This window comes from Nostoc favosum CHAB5714, assembly GCF_020829495.1.
Taxonomy (GTDB): Bacteria; Cyanobacteriota; Cyanobacteriia; order Cyanobacteriales; family Nostocaceae; genus Nostoc; species Nostoc favosum.
Genome location: NZ_JAIVFQ010000005.1, coordinates 1 through 16,569, shown reverse-complemented (window position 1 = coordinate 16,569; position 16,569 = coordinate 1). Strand labels below are relative to the sequence as shown.

Here is a 16,569-nt window from a genome sequence, read left to right as displayed (position 1 = left end):
GATGAGAAAAACCCTTGCTTTGCTTTCCTTAAGTCTGGGAATTGCCCTTGTAAACCCTCTCTGGTCTGCTGTTGCTCAGGTTCCTAACTTTCTGCCGTTGCCAGTACCCACAACTCCTGATCTTCCACCTCTGCCAGTACCAATTACTCCTGAGATAACGCCACCGCTAAAACCAATCGCTATCGGAACCGATTGTACGCTCCAGAAGACTTGTTTAGGTTGGGATGAGCAAATTTGGGGTCAAAGGGGTAAAGTAGGCGATCGCAACGCGCTGTTGGCTTCTATTGATAACAGTTTGGTTTACCTAACAAAGAAAGAGGCGATCGCAGCATATCAAAATTATCCGATGAAGGAAATTACCCTTGATCGCGTCCGTCGGAGTTTGCTACGCTTCCGCCAACTGGTTACCGGTTCTCAGTCAGCAGCGCAATTACAAGCTGCTGTCAGCCGAGAGTTTGTCTTTTACCAGTCTGTGGGAAACGATGGCAAGGGTACTGTTAAGTTCACTGCTTACTACGAACCTGTTTACACCGCCAGCCGTGTCAGGACTGCAATATATAAGTATCCTCTTTATCGGCTACCGCCTGATTTCAGCCAATGGTCGAAACCCCACCCAAAACGAATTGATTTGGAAGGGAAGGATGGTTTAAAAGGGAATAAGAGCAAATTGCGCGGTTTAGAACTGCTTTGGTTCCGCGATCGCCTAGACGCATACATGGTACATATCCAAGGTTCTGCCCAAATTAAATTAACTAATGGCAAAACAACATCAGTTGGCTATGCAGGTGGAACTGATTACCCTTGGACTAGTATCGGCAAAGAACTAGCGAAAGATGGCAAACTTCCACTAGCAGGATTGACAATGCCACGTCTGATTAGTTATTTCCGGGGAAAACCCCAAGAGTTGAGCAATTATCTGCCCCGGTGGGAACGATTTATTTTTTTCCAAGAAACAAGCGGTAGACCGGCTACTGGTAGTATTCATGTGCCAGTAACAGCAGAACGTTCCATTGCTACAGATAAGTCTCTCATGCCACCGGGAGCGCTAGCGCTGATTTACAACTCATTTCCCTATGCTGCCAGTGGTGGCAAACTAGAGAGGCGTACTGTCAGCCGCTTTGTGCTTGACCAGGATACAGGAAGCGCCATCAAAGGCCCGGGCCGGGTAGATTATTTCATGGGGTCTGGTAAACTAGCAGGCGATCGCGCTGGGGTCACTGGCGGTAATGGTTCACTATATTATTTGCTGCTCAAAGAATAAAGTTAGGAGTACAGACGCGATTAATCGCGTCTGTACAGGAGTTAGGAGTTAGGAGTTATTAATTCAAAACTCATCACTCCTCACTCCTCACTCCTCACTCTTTTTAATACGGCGGATAAGCAAAATCATCTTCATCAGCATAAACGTAAGAGTTGGAAACTCCTGCCATTGCCAATTTAGGCGTTTCTGATTTTACAGGTTCCTTCCCAAAATCTTTGTATTCTTCAAAAGTCTTACAAATCATTGCAGACTCAAGAGAATCGGAAGCAATTAAGTATTGTGTTAAAGTCCCTACCGTGGGATGTTTGTAGTCTACAGTTGAAGCTACGAGAACTGTATTTGGTTCAATACCTCTTTCTTCACACTCAATTATCGGGCAAAAAATCCCATGAGCGTGGAATAAAGGCCCTTTTGGTGTCAAAGGTTGCTTGCGATAAACAGCATAAGCTTTTTCTAGTTCAGCAACGAATCCACTAACTACTTTGCCTTGTTGATATTCGCAGTAGGTTTTGCTGAAACTCGCTCCGGCAGCACCATTAAGAGTTAGTTGTAGTGGTGATTCATGTAAAAACTTTTTATTCTCTCCCACTATAAAAATTAGATAGCGAGTAAAGGTTTTAAATTTAAGTTTGTCGGCTAAAAAAGCATCATAATTCTCTTTGAGCGTACCCAGTTTTAAACCACTTTCCCGGTCTTTGACAGACAATGGCCCCCGACGCACTATAACCACGCGTGGAGTAGTGGTAATAAAGACCGTTTCGACTCCAGAGCTAAATTCATGCTCCACTTGCTGCCAATTATCATCTGGCACAAAGCCGACAGCATTGGCATTATCCAGCTTAATTGCCAAACCGTGGGATTGCATACCATCTGTGCCATATCGAGGATTAATCATCTGACACCAGGGAAGGACTTGAGAAGGCGGTGCATTAAATTTATCGTCTTCAAAGTCGAAATTAGCAGATGCTTTCATCGTTTTAGGCTATCAAAGTGTTTTCTTGAACAAGTTTATCGGCAGAGCGCTGATTCTGGGGAGCCAGAAGCAGAGCTTTGGTACGAGCGTTACTCGTCCCTTGCGCGTCACCCTCAAAAGAAGGGCAAACATACCGTTAAACTAGCGTAGTAGTTTTTCCAGATTAAGACAGAATCAATCTATGTTGCAATCCCTGTTTCGTTTTGTAACAACAGATCCTTATTCAAACAGTGCTAGCTACTCAGCACTTATTCCTCAGTATTATTTCGCTGAACTCAAAGCAGCGAGAGTCTTTAAATCTGGCACTTCTAAGTTAGGTTGACTTATTGCTGAACCTATGGTATTAAGTCTTTTTTGGACTGCTCGACGGTTTACCCACACTGTTGATAGTCCCAGAGATTTGGCTGTAACAATATCGTGATATACACTAGCGGCAACGTGTAATATCTGGTCTAGCGGCAAATCAATTCTTTCAATAGCCAGTCTGAAGTTGTTTAAGGAGGGTTTGTAGCTTTTTGCCTGTTCTGCTGTGATTATCTGGTCAAATTCCACCTGCAAGTGCTTTGCTGAGAAAGCAAAGAGATCGTCATCTACATTTGAGATAATTACCAGCTTAAACTTTTGCTTGAGGGTTTTAAGTGCCTCAATTGTATCAGGGAAAGGCAGCCAATGCTGAATCGAATCAGCAAGGGAATTTAGTTCGTCAGCAGTTGGCTCAAAGCCAAATCGTTCACCAAATTTCTGTACTACTCTCTTCAAAACTTCCCGATATTTGATATAATAATCTCCTTTTTCCAGTTCTGCTTCAAATTCAGCAAACAGTTCCAGAATTTGAGCGTCATCCAAATTAGTGTTATGTGCCAGCAGAAGTGGCTTTAGCACCCCTAAGATACCGTTCTCCCAATCGATTAGGGTTCCGTAACAATCAAAAGTTAAAGCCTTATACTGATTAAAGTCAGTCATTTTTCATACTCCAGGTCTTGATTAATTATGTTCAGTTTTCACAAACCAAAAGACGAGCAAACCCATCTGCGTTGGCGCAGCCCGCCGCAGGCATCGCCATATTTGCCGCTCTTAAAGCCTCTGAACATTTCTTCTATATCAAAGCATTTAAGTAGGTAGACAATAAAAGACTAAAGTGTGTGAATATAAGTAAGTAGATTTGCACAACAAAACTAAACCTCACATCTTGCACCTGGAGTATGAATGTCAAAACCACAACTACGTGCAAGGGGAGTTAGGCGTTCAATTTCAAGTAAAAGAAGAGACACGACTATTTTGGGAAAGATAGACTCTAAAGCAGTTTGTGCCCCTAACTGGGGCATTAGTGGCGTTGAAGCAAGATGAGTGTAAAAATAAGGTAAAGTAGCAAACTTGATATAGTTGGTACGTACAAGCTGTAATTATATATACGTAAGTATACTATATAATATTAGAAAAATAATCATACAACTGTATATTTTTGCATTATCATCAATAATGTACATCTCAAAGCCTTATTTTAAGGTACATACTAGCTAATTCATGATGATTGCATTTACACCCTATAGCTTAGTCCAGCTATCTCCATCTCTATCTTGTAGCAAAAGTAGTATTTAAGCTCCTGGAAGATATAGGAATACATAATGAACCATGTGTGATAAATTTTTAATTGATACTGAATCAACACATATTTCGTCTGACGAAGTAGTTGTGGAGACTGCTAATCGGACTTGGTTACATCAACCCGAACATCCGGGGATGGGTTATTCCTTTACTCAAAAGATGATTGATGCAGACACCTTAGCTGAAACTCGAAAGCTTTTAAATAATGCAATAGTATGTGCTTGGTACGCAGTGAAGTCGGAGCGCAGACCACCAGCTCTAACCCCTACACGTTGGGTATGGCGACTTGCAGGTTTTTACCATTTGTGCCATTCCACACCCCAACTGATGGAGGAAGCCCAAGAGCGCTTCGCTTCAGCAGATCGTCAGAGTTTGGCACAGTGGGCTGTACAGAAAGCCAGAGAAGAGGCAGGTCACGACTTACTCGCTTTACGGGATATTGAGTCGATGGGATATAGAGCCGAAGCTGTTGTGCAAGCACTTGTTCCTCCGGCTGCAAAGGCGTTGCTGGATTACTTCACCCAGAGCGTTCAGGGATCAGATCCAATTGATTGCGTGGGCTATTCTTATACAGCGGAACGTTTAGGGATATGTATAGGGATGGGTTACATCCAGAGCGTGGAAGCACTGCTACCACCAGGTATCACAGCTACCCGTTGCCTGCGCGCGCACAGTGCTGTTAGCACTGAGGTGGAACACGTCAAGGAAACGCTTGCAATGATTGCTGGTCTTACTTGTGAAGAACGTGTTCGCGTGGCGAAAGCTTGTTATCAAGCTGCATTGTTGCGCTTCAGCCCACCTGAGGAACCTTATATATCAGATGAGGAGATTCAGAATGTGTTAAAACCGCTAAAAGCTTAGAAATGATCTAACAGCCAAGCGCAACTTTTTTAAGACAACTGAGAAAGTGTACAAATTAGCACAGTTAAAAAAAGATAATGGAAACAGCAACAGCAAAAACTACAGCCATTGAGCAGCAATCTTTAAGTTCTTATAATTCTGCTATCGAGCAGCAATCTTTCAGCCCTTATAATTCTGCTAGCAGCTTCAGCGAGAGCAGCTTAGAGACTTTGGATGACATGGAGTTTGAGTTGGAAAGAATCATGTTTGAGGAATTCGCAAAAGGATTAGCAAGCGATATCCCTATGGCTGGTTTCTAGTTTCGGCTTATCTACATACTTTAATGATAAGGCTTGAGTTACTAGTTGATATCCCTCAATTGTTTAGCTTCTACTAAGGGTTTGAAGAAGCTCAGATGGTAGTTAGATTCAAATACCGTAACAGTTAAACAGTTAGGGATTGACACTTTTGGGCAGATAAAACCTCCTGTTTACTGACCTGACGTTTCAATATATATTGCTGTAGGTTCCTCCAAGCGGTGAAATCTTTACTGGTTTTATATAACTCCTTGCCGAGGCTGTTTTTCCTAAGCAATTGCCCCCAACCCTTTCAGAGTAGCAATAGTCGCAGTAGTTAAACCCGTAACCCCCCTAATATTCATTCCTTCATAAAATTTCTTAGCCTTCAAAGTTTTCAAGCACTTGCCCGTGTTGATATCCCAAAGTCGAATTGTCCCATCAGCGCCACTACTAGCCAGAGTTCGATTATCTGGGCTAAAAGCGATTGACCAGACCCAAGCTGAATGTCCATGTAACGTTCTTTTGCATTCACCTGTATCAACGTCCCATAACTTAATTGTGTAATCGGGACTGCTACTAGCTATAATCTGACCGTTTCGACTAAAGACGACTGCTTTAACGATACCATTTGCACAAACCCGGAAAGTTTGGAGGCAAGCACCAGTACTAACATTCCACAACCGGATTGTTCCGTCATAGCTGGCGCTTGCCAGCAATTTACCATTCGGGCTAAAAGCAATTGACCAAACCCAATTCGTATGCCCTTCTAACGTTCCTTTACACTCACCAGTGCTGACATCCCACAACTTGACTGTCTGATCCCAAGCACCACTGGCTACTGTGTTCCCTTGAGGACAAAAGGCAACTGACTGGATTGCAGCACGATGCCCCTGGAAAGTTTGTAAGGCTTGTCCCGTATTGACATCCCACAACTTCACCGTACAGTCGTGACTGCCACTTGCTAAAGTTTGACCATCGGGGCTGTAAACAACTGACCATACTAGAGCATGATGTCCCAGGAAAGTTTGTAAAGCTTGACCCGTATTGACATCCCACAACTTCACTGTTCTATCGTCACTGCCACTTACCAATGTTTGCCCTTTTGGACAAAACGCAACTGATCGAACCGCAGCACTATGCCCCTGGAAAATTTGCAAAGTTTTACTCGTATTAACATTCCATAACCTCACTGTGTGATCGTGACTACTACTTGCTAATGTCTGACCATCCGGACTGTAAGCAATTGACCAAACTTGGCTAGTATAACCACTGAAAGTTTTGAGACATTGACCAGTATTAATGTTCCATAGCTTCACTGTTTGGTCTTCACCGCCACTGGCGAGAAGATCCCCTTTCACACTAAAGATGACAGAGCATACCCAACCCGAATGTCCTTGAAGGGTTTTTAGACATTGCCCAGTGCTAAAGCTCCATAGCTTCACTGTGTGGTCGAAACTGCCACTAGCGATGATATTGCCTTGAGGATTAATGGCAACTGACCAGACCGCAGCATGATGCCCTTGTAGAGTTTTAATGCATTCACCAGTGTCAAAGTCCCATAACTTTACTGTCTGGTCATCACTGCTACTCGCTATTGTCTGACCGTCCGGACTGATAGTGATTGATCGTATTCCATCATCATGCCCCTGTAGAGTTTTGATACATTCGCCAGTGCTGACATCCCACAATCTAATTGTGTTGTCATCACTGCCGCTCACTAGCGTCTGACCATCCGGATGGAAGACCGCAGAAATTACCCAACTTGTATGTCCCCGGAAAATTCTGAGACATTTAGTGGTGCTAACACTCCATAGCCTTATTGTATGGTCATCACTGCCACTTACTAGCATATTACCATCTGGACTAAAGGCTACCGACCAAACCTCACTATTATTGTGTTCCGAAAAGGTTTGCAGGCATTGACCTGTAATGACATCCCACAATTTCACAGTAGAGTCAGCACTCCCGCTAGCAAGGGTTCTACCGTCAGGATTGAAGGCAAGTGATACAACCCAGTTGGTATGACCCTTGCAGTTGAGGATCTGTTTGCCATCCGCAGTATTTCGTAAGCAAATCTCACCATTGCTATCCCCCGTAGCCAAAAGTTTGCCGTCGGGGCTAAAGGCTACGGACAAAATACCACCGAAGGCTTCAGCAAAGACAGACTTAGATAAATCAGCGTTTTGGAAATTTACATCGTGCAATTTCACATTCCGCAAGTCCGCTTGCCAAACCGTTAGTTCAGAAAAATCATGACCCCTTAAATCTATCTGTAGTTGACAAAGCAAATTAAGAATATTTCCACCTGTGTACCCTAGTTCTTGCGGCGATTCTTCCCGTAGCTTTACTAAAATTTTAGCTAGTCGATTTTCAATGCCTTTTTTACTTCTCAATATAGTGAGCAGCTCATCAAGAACCGGTTTGAGGATGAGGCGAATTTGAGCTTCTCTTATATAGTCTTTCGCACTCGCCTTGATCAGAGCGTGGCATCTAAAAAGTTCAATATTCTCAGTTGTAATCTCTTCACAGACTTGCTCTATGAATACCTGAGTTACATACTCTATGACTACAGGTTGTAGGGTGAAAGTTATTGCACTTTTCTCAACTAGCGATCGCCTTCCCAGAGATTCCACAGCCTCCATTAGTTTTGCTTGCGGTACTTGTGATATAATATCATCTCGCAATTCTGGAAGCGCCATTGGCTCACGATTAATCGCTAGCCAATACATTATTTCCTTTTCTAAATCTGACAAGCGCTCAAACTGCTGCTCTAAAATATCACGAATGTCGCCAAAAACAGATGTGTCTTGTTGCAAAAATCCAGTCACATTACCATCAAAAACATCTTGAATGGTTGTGGCAACTATCTTCAAGGCTAATGGATTGCCTGCATAGCGTTCAATCATTACTTTCCATTCATCCTCGGCCGCCGATAGCCCCTTGAGTTTTAAGATTTCTTGCCCTTCTGCCACCTTTAAACCATTCAGTGGTAAAGAGCGAACAGGTAATGCTTGTCCTTCTAGCAATGCCACTTCTCTGGGTTTTTCCCGACTAGTCATTACTAAGCAGCTTTGGTGAGTTGCTTCTCCTACCCGTCTTAAAAGCTCACCATATTCCTCATATCCTTCTCGATAAAGTCCAGCTCGACTCCCACTGCGGAGAATTGACTCTGCATTATCGAGTATCACCAAACAGCGATGATTTTGTAAATAATAGAGTAGGCGTGATACCCTCTCGCTAAAGCTTTCTGGTAAGTTTGCTTCCGTTTCCTGCTCGTCAGATAAAAATTGGATTAAGTTACCTAGAATAATTTTAGCAGGTGGAGCTTCTCGTAGCGATCGCCAGATTACATACTCAAAGTTGTCCTGAATCTGTTGAGCAAATTTTACAGATAGGGTTGTTTTCCCAATCCCTCCTATTCCCAATAATGCGACTAATTGACAGTGTTCATTAAGAATCCATTGCTCTAGGGTACTAAGTTCTTCTGTACGTCCATAAAAAACTGAGTTAAAGATAGCTTCTCCCCAATCTAGACGAGTATTTGAGCTTGAATAGTCGCTTTTATCTATTTTTAACTTAAAAGCTGAAAAAAGCTTCTCAATAGTCTGTTTGTCAACTCCTCCTTCCTGATTCAAGACTTTCGAGATGGTAGCGGAATATAACCCAGAACGCGCACTCATTTCTTCAAGAGTATACCTATTTCCAAAATTTTCCTTTGCTTCTGACTGATGCTTTGCTTCCTTAATTTTTTGTAACCCCTTCTTAGTAAGTGCAACGCCACGCTTGCGTCTCCAATTCTGTAAAGTCATGTATTAACTCACTGTTGCTGTAATCACCTTTGATTAAAAGGAATTATCTACTAGGTTGCTATAGATATGAGGTGATACCTATCACAAAGGGATAATCTCATGTTGCAGAGGATTTTAAAGAGGTGTATAGCCAAAATGTTTACTGATACAAGCCACCTTTGGCAATCCACTCGTTTCGGTAATTCAACACCGCTCGCTCAACAGAAAATCTTGTCTGTGAGGCATTGCTGACATAAACTCTTCACCCGAAAGCTTCTTGCACCACACGTAATGAATCTGGCATTACGTGTGAGGCTAGTTATTTAATACTTGCAATTTTCAGTAAGAGGTTTGGGGCGTAGAGCTTAAGTTCAATTTCAAAATCCTGATTTTCACTGGTAAAGACGTTTCTGAATTGGCAAGCTTGATAAAGAAAGTTCGTATATATCTAGCCTATCAATCAATGAATAAAACTGCTGCGCTTAAATTTCCCCGTTTGGCAACCTCCAGTAAAAAAAGGGCGCTTAAGCGAATTACCTTAAACTTGACATCAGATGAAGCTCAGAACCTTGAAAAGTATTGTGAACAGACAGGCAGACCAGCAATAGATGTAATTCGGGAACTCATTCAAGCCTTGCCTTGACCTGACTTTTCATGCCAAGTCTGAAAAGCCCCAGTCTAGAAGAGTCATGGCTAAAGTAGAAGGGGTTGCAGATTTGGATAAAGGTTTTTAAATTTACTCTGACAAGAGTAACTCAACAGCCGTAATCATAGATTAGATCCTCACGGCTGGATATTTGCTATTTGAATTCTGTTGTTGATCCAAATTTTGCCGCTTCTTAATTTAATTGTCAAGCAGCTTTCTTCACCTTGATAACCCACCTTATCTTGGCAGAATGCCTATTTCTATCGTTCTGATTAGATTTTTAATTAAAGCTTAATTGCAATCAGCTTAGTATTAATAATACTGAATAACGCCTTAACCTAAATTTGTACTAATTTTAACTTAACCTTTGCTTAAGCTGTATGCCTTAGTAAGAAGATTATGTAGTAACTATGGTTAAATACAGTATTCCTATCGTAATTTAGATGTACTGCAACCATTAATCCAGAGTTAAAAGCCAAATTGGAGGTTCTTACGAGTTGCTGTTTACTGCATTAAGGATTGTAGATTCATGAAACTGCAACTCACCCAATTACATATACTCTGAGCCAAATTAACTGGAGTGTAGACCCATGAAATGCACAGATGATGCAAGCATCATAGAAAATCAGGTGTCTACGCCTACAGCATAAAATTTGCATATTTTCTGTGGAGTTTTCTTAACTTACTTGAGGAGTTCAAATGCTTGAGGCTATCGCTGTTGCTTGGTTATTACTGTTTTTTGGCGATTTTCTATCTACATTCTTTTATCACGTACCCGAGCACGTTTTTGGTAGCCTACATTTAAAAACGCACCACTCCTGGAAGAAGGACTTTTGCCACTACGCTATTTTGACTTTTAATCCCCAGGTTTTATTAGATGGTATCTTGGGAGCTTTGCCTTATGTACTTATAGCACTAGTCTTGTGGTCTTTTTCTCCCATCGGCGTTATCTCTGGATTACTGCTTGGTCAGTTTCATGTATGGTGGAGACACATAAGTGTACTGGGTTGGCAAACTCCAAAGCCTGTCAATATTGTATGCCAAATTCTATTTATTACTACTCCTGAGAGACATTGGTTGCACCATCACAAAACTAATTTGGGTTTCGGTGATATTTTCACCTTCTTTGAACAACCTGCACAAGTGTGGTTACGCTGGCTTCGGCTACTCAGACTTCGTTTTCGCTACTCTCGGATCTAGGTGAAGCTACCGCTTAGCTAAAGGTATCAGGAGAAATCATCGGTTGGGTTGTTGGGGAAGAACAGGCAACTCTACTTGCGACTTTGCTCTCCTTTCTGGCAAAGCAGGAAGCTGAAAATCAACGTTTATTAGATATGTTGAATCATTCCAGCGTATTCTCATTTATCATTCCCACATACACCAGCGATCAAAAAACCATTGCTAATCTGAATCTGGATACGCTAGTCAAACAACTCAAAGAACACGTCATCACCAAAAACCCTGTGCTGAACCAAAACAGTAAAACCATCTTGGTTGTAGATGATGACGCTAACATTCGAGAACTGCTCCGTCAACAACTGGAAAACGAAGGCTACAACGTTCGGGAAGCGAAAGACGGCATGAATGCAATTCATCAAATCAAAACAGCCTCGTCCCGATCTGATTCTTTTGGACGTTATGATGCCCCAAATCAACGGCTTCGATGTGGCAGCCGTCCTCAAAAATGATCCCCATACCGCAGATATACCGATCATCATTCTGTCAATTATTGAAAACAAAGAACGGGGCTACCATATTGGCATTGATCGCTATCTAACCAAGCCCATTAACACAGAGAAACTCCTCAACGAAATTGGCTCACTGCTTTACCAGGGTACTTCTAGTAAAAAGGTATTGGTTGTAGATAAAAATGCATCAGCCTTAAAAACCCTATCAGATGTACTGCAAACTCAGGGATACAGCGTGATTGAAGCCTCTGAGCCGCAAGAATGCATTCATAAAGCCCTGTCAGCCAAACCTGACATGATCATCATCGATTCTATCTTCTCTCAAGAAGCCGATTTGGTGAAAACCCTATGGTTTGAAAAAGAGTTGGAAAATGTATTTTTTATTATGCTGTCCGAACAGTAATCGCTGTGACTGGGGATTGATCAAAAATTAGTTTAACCCAATGCCCCACTCCCGTTCGGCTTCGCTCACGGCAAGCCCACTCCCCACTCCCCATTCCCTCCTAATCTTATGACCCAAAAAATTCTAATTGTTGACGATAACCCTCTTTCCTTAAAAGCCTCCCCTGCCTCCCCTGCCTCCTCTGCCTCCTCTGCCTCCCCTGCTTGTTCAATCAGAAGGTAATTCTGGGAAACCTTAATTTGTGAGAGCGAGAGGCTTTTGCCAGAAGGAACTAGAATTAGGGAACACCTAGCTGGGTTCTTCTGACTTTTGAAATTAGGAGTGCATGTGTGCCAAAATCCCCTAAATATTTGCTGATTGGATCAACCGAGACTTACAGCGGTAAATCTGCAACTGTTCTGGGTTTGTCTCATCAGCTACAGCAAAAAGGACTGGATATTACCTTCGGTAAACCGCTTGGTACGTGTTTGAATTCGTCCAGTGGAACCGTAATTGAGGAAGATGTCCAATTCATCGCTCTTAGCCTCAATTTGCCGGAAAACCGTGTTGCACCTACAATGCTGGCTTTGGATGAACTAAATGTGCAAAAACGCTTGCGAGGGGAAGACAAAACCGATTATCAGCAGTCCTTAATACAGCAATATTTGCATAAATCCCAAGGAGATTTGGTGTTACTGGAGGGGCCTGGTGATTTGTCCGAAGGCAATTTGTTTGACTTGTCTTTGCTGCAAATTGCTGAAGTATTGGATGCTGGTGTGTTGTTAGTAGCCCGCTATAAATCGTTGCTTTCGGTTGAGTCGCTATTGGCTGCTAAAGGGCGTGTGGGCGATCGCTTGATTGGAGTTGTAATCAATGATATCCCTCTCACCCAACTAGAAGCAGTTGACACTCTCTTGCGCCCATTTTTGGAACAGCAGGGGATTCCGGTGCTAGCAATGCTGCCCAACAGCGATTTGCTCCGCAGTGTCAGTGTTGGCGAACTGGTCAAACAGTTAAAGGCTGATGTTCTCTGTCGCAACGATCGCATGGATTTGTTGGTGGAAAGTCTAGCAATTGGAGCGATGAATGTCAACTCTGCTGTCAAGTATTTCCGCAAACGCCGGAATATGGCAGTGGTAACAGGAGGCGATCGCGTGGAAATTCAGCAAGCGGCTTTGGAAACTTCTACCCAATGTTTAATTCTCACCGGGCAACTACCACCCCCACCGTTCATTCTCAGTCGCGCTGAAGAACTAGAAATCCCCATTTTGTCTGTTGATTTAGATACCCTGACTACTGTAGAAATTGTTGACCGCACTTTTGGTCAAGTCCGTGTCCACGAGCCGATTAAGGTTCAGTATATTCGCAAGTTAATGTCCGAGCATTTTGACATTGACCGCTTGTTATCCAAACTAGGTTTAACTCCCGCAGCGGCATTGTCTTAGATTCATTGCTCAGTTATCAGTTAGGAGGCTGTATTACTGGTAAGGGTACAGCTAGCTGGCTCACCGTCACCTCCCAAGGGACGGCGAGCTGTTTCCTTCCGCCCATAGCTGGGATGTGCTTAGTTGCAGCAGCTAATCCAAAGACAGGCATATTGCCGTAAATAGCCTTTTTACTAGTTAAAATTTTTGCTAGTCATATCGTCTACGTACAAAGACTTAGAACAGTGTTACTTTCAGAATCCGCAAGAACTGCTATAATCAGGCAAATTTCAGTATTTTACCGGAAAAGTGGGTTTAAAGCCCCGTGCTTCTAGCACGGCTTTTATTTAATTTCCGAATCATTTCTCTGAATACATCATTTTGAGTGCGGTCTGTTTGGGTGCAGTACTCCACAAGTATCTTATATTCTTCATCAGAACATCGCACAGTTAACTTTTTCATGCCGTCATATTGCCGCCAAATCATGATATTATAGTAGCATGAAAACATTAAAGTTTAAGTTGTACCAACACAAGCGTTTGAGATACCTCAAGCGATCAATTAATGCTGCTGGGGTAATTTATAACTATTGTATTGCTCTCCACAAAAGATATTATCGGATGTGGGTAAAACATTTAAACTGTGCAAAACTGCAAGCTCATATTGCCAAATTGCGGAAACGCAAAGAGTTTTGGCAATCAGTAGGTTCTCAAGCAGTACAAGATATTTGTCAACGCATTGAGAAAGCCTACCAGCTATTTTTTAAACACAGCAAAAAAGGAGTTAAACCCCCAGGATTTAAGAAGGTCAAGAAATATAAGTCATTCACTCTAAAGCAAGCAGGATATAAATTTCTAGGTGGTAGTCGAGTCAAGATTGGGAGTCGTGTTTATCAGTACTGGAACTCTAGAGAGATTCAGGGGAAAGTTAAGACGCTAACTATTAAACGCACGCCATTGGGTGAATTATTTATGGTTGTTGTCGTTGATGGTATTGATGAACCAGAAATCAAATTCACGACTAGTAAGATAGCGGGGTTTGACTTTGGACTTAAGACATTCCTCACCTGCTCGGACGGTTCTAAAATCGAATCACCCCAATTTTTCAAAGAATCACTCAATGCAATCAAGAGAGCGAATCGATATCACTCTAAGAAGCTAAAAGGCTCGTCCAACAGAGAACGAGCAAGGAAGAATCTAGCACGCGCCCTGGAAGACATAGCTAATCGCAGAACTGATTGGTTTTGGAAATTAGCGCACGATTTAACTAATAGATTTGATGTGTTGTGCTTTGAGACATTGAACCTCAAGGGCATGAAGCGTTTATGGGGGAGAAAGGTTAGTGATTTAGCGCTTTCTAATTTTCTGGATATCCTAGAATGGGTAGCGAGAAAGAAAGGCAAGCAAGTGGCCTATATTGACCAGTGGTATCCTTCTAGTAAAACTTGTTCCTGCTGCGGACACATTTTAGAAACTCTGGATTTATCAGTCAGAGAGTGGCGCTGCCCTGGTTGCCAATCTGTGAATGGACGTGATGACAACGCAGCCAGGAATATTCAAACCGTTGGGGCATCAATGGTTGGGTTAGGCGACGTAAGACGGTCGGAGACTGCAATCGCTGTTAGCAGCCCAGAATCCCTGCACTTCTAGGGCAGGGAGTATGTCAATCTCCTAAATGGCATTAGTTACGAAACACATTGGCTAGCCTGGTGTAACCAAGTAAGGGAGTTACTGAACCAAACAATCGAAAATTAGTAGCAATGTTTAACTCAAGTTTTCCTCGCATCTACACGCTGTTTGGTAGAATATCTGGGTCGTTTAATCTGATTATCTCCATCTTTGAGCCAATCAACAGACCTTATTAACCTAGATACATTAGCGCAAGAACTAGCGACAATCCAGCAAACGGGTTCTAAAAGAATTGCCTTGCTGGGTTCTCGTCATGTCCCGATTACGCATCAGAATCTTATTGAAATGATGACATACGCCCTAGTTTTATCGGGTAATCGAATCATTACTTCTGGTGCTACAGGTACAAATTCAGCTGCCATCAAGGGAGCAACCCGGGCTGATGCAAATTTGTTGACGGTGATTCTACCCCAAAGCCTGGAACGCCAGCCTTTGGAATCGCGCCAGCAACTAGAACAGGTAATGCATCTAGTCGAAAATCCCAGTAATGATACTCTGTCCCTTGCTGAAGCTAGTTACCTGTGCAACAAGGAGATTGTCTCCCGTTGCCAGCAACTAATCTGCTTTGCGTTTCACGACAGTCGCACCCTGTTGCAAACTTGTCAAGATGCAGAAGAACAAAGAAAAGTAGTGACTCTCTTCTACTTTGATTAGTCATTTGTCATTTGTCTTTTGTCATTTGTCTTTTCTATTTGACTAATGACTAATGACTGATGACTGATGACTGATGACTAATAACCAACGACTAATAAGTAATGATAATTTTTTTGTACTCGATCGCTGCTGCTGCCGTTCTAATTTACGTGCCATTTTTGCTAGTAGCTTATGCCCGTGTGCGTATTGGGTATGAAATGTTTTCTACTCCTCGCGCTATGTTTGATAAATTGCCACCTTATGCCCAACGAGCTACTTGGGCACATCAGAACACCTTTGAAGCGTTTATGGTGTTTGCGGCAGCAGCATTGATGGCTTATGTAACTGGTGTAAATTCAACTAAGGCACAAGTGGCTGCGATCGCCTTTGTGGTGGCTCGTTTGCTATACTCAATTTTTTATATTTTGAATATACCCCTTTTGCGTTAGCGTAGCTCCTCTGAAAGAGGCTCGCTGATGTTTGCCATTGGCATCCTTAGCTCTGGCACTCTCATCTTATTGAGCATTATCCAAACTAGTAGTTAATTGGGGAGTGGGGAGTGGGGAGCAGGGGGGGTAGGAGGAGAACTTGCAATAAGTCTTTCCCCTTGTCCGCAATTCCCAATCCAAAATCGTTCGACTGAGCGAAGTCGAAGTCCAAAATCTAAAATCCAAAATGTTTTATGGCTTCTACTTTTTCTTTTGACATTGTGAGCGACTTTGATCGACAAGAGTTGGTTAACGCTGTCGATCAAGTTATACGAGACATCAAAGGTCGTTACGACCTCAAAGACACTGAAACTACTGTCGAGTTAGTTGAAGAAAGCATTAACGTTAGTACTGACAGCGAGTTTACCTTAGATTCTGTACACACCATTCTGCGGGAAAAAGCCGCCAAGCGTAACCTATCCCAGAAAATTTTTGATTTTGGCAAGGTTGAATCAGCCAGTGGTAATCGCGTGCGTCAAGAAATCAAACTCAAAAAAGGCATAAGTCAGGAAATCGCCAAACAAATTTCCAAATTGATTCGGGACGAATTCAAAAAGGTACAAGCTTCAATTCAAGGTGATGCTGTGCGGGTTTCTGCCAAATCTAAAGATGACTTACAAGTAGTCATGCAGCGCCTCAAACAAGAAGACTACCCGGTGGCTTTGCAATTTACAAACTATCGTTAACAGATTTGCATGGTGGGTACTACCTATCCAAACTAAGTTTTACGCGGTGTGCAACTTTCCCTCAAACCTAACCCCCAACCCCTTCCCTCTTAGGGAAGGGGAGCAAGACTTAAAGCCTCTCTCCGCTTCGGGGAGAGGAATGGAAGTGGGGTTTTAAGAATAAGTTGC

Annotated in this window: 13 protein-coding genes and 3 pseudogenes; 12 read left to right on the top strand and 4 right to left on the bottom strand. The window is 42.6% G+C overall.

Annotated elements, in window-relative coordinates; all coding sequences use genetic code 11:
• Nucleotide 1 precedes the first annotated feature (1 nt).
• Nucleotides 2–1,261, top strand: a complete 1,260-nt coding sequence (mltA, locus tag LC586_RS05520; RefSeq protein WP_229483729.1) for a murein transglycosylase A — start codon at nucleotides 2–4, stop codon at nucleotides 1,259–1,261.
• A 103-nt stretch (nucleotides 1,262–1,364) separates the two neighbouring features.
• On the opposite strand, the gene LC586_RS05515 is transcribed toward mltA, so the two are convergent.
• Both LC586_RS05515 and LC586_RS05510 read right to left on the bottom strand, forming a co-directional pair.
• Nucleotides 1,365–2,234 carry a DUF5895 domain-containing protein gene (locus tag LC586_RS05515; RefSeq protein WP_100902627.1) on the bottom strand — a complete coding sequence of 290 codons (870 nt, stop codon included), beginning with the start codon at nucleotides 2,232–2,234 and terminating at the stop codon, nucleotides 1,365–1,367.
• A 261-nt stretch (nucleotides 2,235–2,495) separates the two neighbouring features.
• Nucleotides 2,496–3,197, bottom strand: a complete 702-nt coding sequence (locus LC586_RS05510) for a haloacid dehalogenase type II (protein ID WP_229483543.1) — start codon at nucleotides 3,195–3,197, stop codon at nucleotides 2,496–2,498.
• 669 nt (nucleotides 3,198–3,866) lie between these two features.
• Here LC586_RS05510 and LC586_RS05505 point away from each other — a divergent pair.
• On the top strand, nucleotides 3,867–4,700 hold the full coding sequence (locus LC586_RS05505) for a hypothetical protein (RefSeq protein WP_229483542.1): 834 nt from the start codon (nucleotides 3,867–3,869) through the stop codon (nucleotides 4,698–4,700).
• 77 nt (nucleotides 4,701–4,777) lie between these two features.
• Nucleotides 4,778–4,999, top strand: coding sequence for a hypothetical protein (locus LC586_RS05500; RefSeq protein ID WP_229483541.1), 222 nt, complete (start codon nucleotides 4,778–4,780; stop codon nucleotides 4,997–4,999).
• Between the two features lie 266 nt (nucleotides 5,000–5,265).
• On the opposite strand, the gene LC586_RS05495 is transcribed toward LC586_RS05500, so the two are convergent.
• Entirely contained in the window at nucleotides 5,266–8,787 is a 3,522-nt protein-coding gene (locus LC586_RS05495; protein WP_229483539.1) for a WD40 domain-containing protein, read from the bottom strand.
• A gap of 442 nt (nucleotides 8,788–9,229) precedes the next feature.
• On the opposite strand from LC586_RS05495, the gene LC586_RS05490 reads away from it, so the two are divergent.
• The 4 genes and pseudogenes from LC586_RS05490 to LC586_RS05470 all read left to right on the top strand — a co-directional run bounded on the left by LC586_RS05490 (nucleotide 9,230) and on the right by LC586_RS05470 (nucleotide 12,927).
• Nucleotides 9,230–9,409 (top strand): ribbon-helix-helix domain-containing protein, encoded by a 180-nt coding sequence (locus tag LC586_RS05490; RefSeq protein ID WP_069073736.1) that lies wholly within the window; start codon nucleotides 9,230–9,232, stop codon nucleotides 9,407–9,409.
• A 702-nt stretch (nucleotides 9,410–10,111) separates the two neighbouring features.
• The gene (locus tag LC586_RS05485; protein WP_229483538.1) at nucleotides 10,112–10,612 is read left to right on the top strand and encodes a sterol desaturase family protein; all 501 of its coding nucleotides are present in this window, start codon (nucleotides 10,112–10,114) and stop codon (nucleotides 10,610–10,612) included.
• A gap of 143 nt (nucleotides 10,613–10,755) precedes the next feature.
• Nucleotides 10,756–11,503, top strand: a pseudogene (locus tag LC586_RS41065) (response regulator transcription factor); the annotation flags it as partial.
• Nucleotides 11,504–11,832: 329 nt separating this feature from the next.
• Entirely contained in the window at nucleotides 11,833–12,927 is a 1,095-nt protein-coding gene (locus LC586_RS05470) for a phosphotransacetylase family protein (RefSeq protein ID WP_229483535.1), read from the top strand.
• A gap of 294 nt (nucleotides 12,928–13,221) precedes the next feature.
• Here LC586_RS05470 and LC586_RS05465 read toward each other — a convergent pair whose 3' ends face one another.
• On the bottom strand, nucleotides 13,222–13,392 hold the full coding sequence (locus LC586_RS05465; protein WP_229483534.1) for a CopG family transcriptional regulator: 171 nt from the start codon (nucleotides 13,390–13,392) through the stop codon (nucleotides 13,222–13,224).
• A 14-nt stretch (nucleotides 13,393–13,406) separates the two neighbouring features.
• On the opposite strand from LC586_RS05465, the gene LC586_RS05460 reads away from it, so the two are divergent.
• From LC586_RS05460 to LC586_RS05440, 5 genes and pseudogenes are all read left to right on the top strand, one after another.
• Complete coding sequence (locus tag LC586_RS05460) at nucleotides 13,407–14,555, top strand: RNA-guided endonuclease InsQ/TnpB family protein (RefSeq protein ID WP_229483533.1); 1,149 nt, start codon at nucleotides 13,407–13,409, stop codon at nucleotides 14,553–14,555.
• A gap of 21 nt (nucleotides 14,556–14,576) precedes the next feature.
• Nucleotides 14,577–14,660 (top strand): annotated as a pseudogene (locus tag LC586_RS05455) (PadR family transcriptional regulator); the annotation flags it as partial.
• An 84-nt stretch (nucleotides 14,661–14,744) separates the two neighbouring features.
• A complete protein-coding gene (locus LC586_RS05450; protein ID WP_100902618.1) occupies nucleotides 14,745–15,248 on the top strand; it encodes a DNA recombination-mediator protein A in 504 nt (167 codons plus the stop codon).
• Between the two features lie 101 nt (nucleotides 15,249–15,349).
• Nucleotides 15,350–15,772, top strand: a pseudogene (locus LC586_RS05445) (MAPEG family protein).
• Between the two features lie 137 nt (nucleotides 15,773–15,909).
• Nucleotides 15,910–16,401, top strand: coding sequence for a YajQ family cyclic di-GMP-binding protein (locus LC586_RS05440; RefSeq protein ID WP_012411046.1), 492 nt, complete (start codon nucleotides 15,910–15,912; stop codon nucleotides 16,399–16,401).
• Nucleotides 16,402–16,569 lie beyond the last annotated feature (168 nt).

Bases quoted from the DNA above. Each gene is read 5' to 3' on its own strand.
- LC586_RS05440 (WP_012411046.1), top strand. From the start codon at position 15,910: ATGGCTTCTACTTTTTCTTTTGACATTGTGAGCGACTTTGATCGACAA.
- LC586_RS05490 (WP_069073736.1), top strand. From the start codon at position 9,230: ATGAATAAAACTGCTGCGCTTAAATTTCCCCGTTTGGCAACCTCCAGT.
- LC586_RS05460 (WP_229483533.1), top strand. From the start codon at position 13,407: ATGAAAACATTAAAGTTTAAGTTGTACCAACACAAGCGTTTGAGATAC.
- LC586_RS05510 (WP_229483543.1), bottom strand. From the start codon at position 3,197: ATGACTGACTTTAATCAGTATAAGGCTTTAACTTTTGATTGTTACGGA.
- LC586_RS05515 (WP_100902627.1), bottom strand. From the start codon at position 2,234: ATGAAAGCATCTGCTAATTTCGACTTTGAAGACGATAAATTTAATGCA.
- LC586_RS05485 (WP_229483538.1), top strand. From the start codon at position 10,112: ATGCTTGAGGCTATCGCTGTTGCTTGGTTATTACTGTTTTTTGGCGAT.
- mltA (WP_229483729.1), top strand. From the start codon at position 2: ATGAGAAAAACCCTTGCTTTGCTTTCCTTAAGTCTGGGAATTGCCCTT.
- LC586_RS05495 (WP_229483539.1), bottom strand. From the start codon at position 8,787: ATGACTTTACAGAATTGGAGACGCAAGCGTGGCGTTGCACTTACTAAG.
- LC586_RS05500 (WP_229483541.1), top strand. From the start codon at position 4,778: ATGGAAACAGCAACAGCAAAAACTACAGCCATTGAGCAGCAATCTTTA.
- LC586_RS05465 (WP_229483534.1), bottom strand. From the start codon at position 13,392: ATGATTTGGCGGCAATATGACGGCATGAAAAAGTTAACTGTGCGATGT.
- LC586_RS05505 (WP_229483542.1), top strand. From the start codon at position 3,867: ATGTGTGATAAATTTTTAATTGATACTGAATCAACACATATTTCGTCT.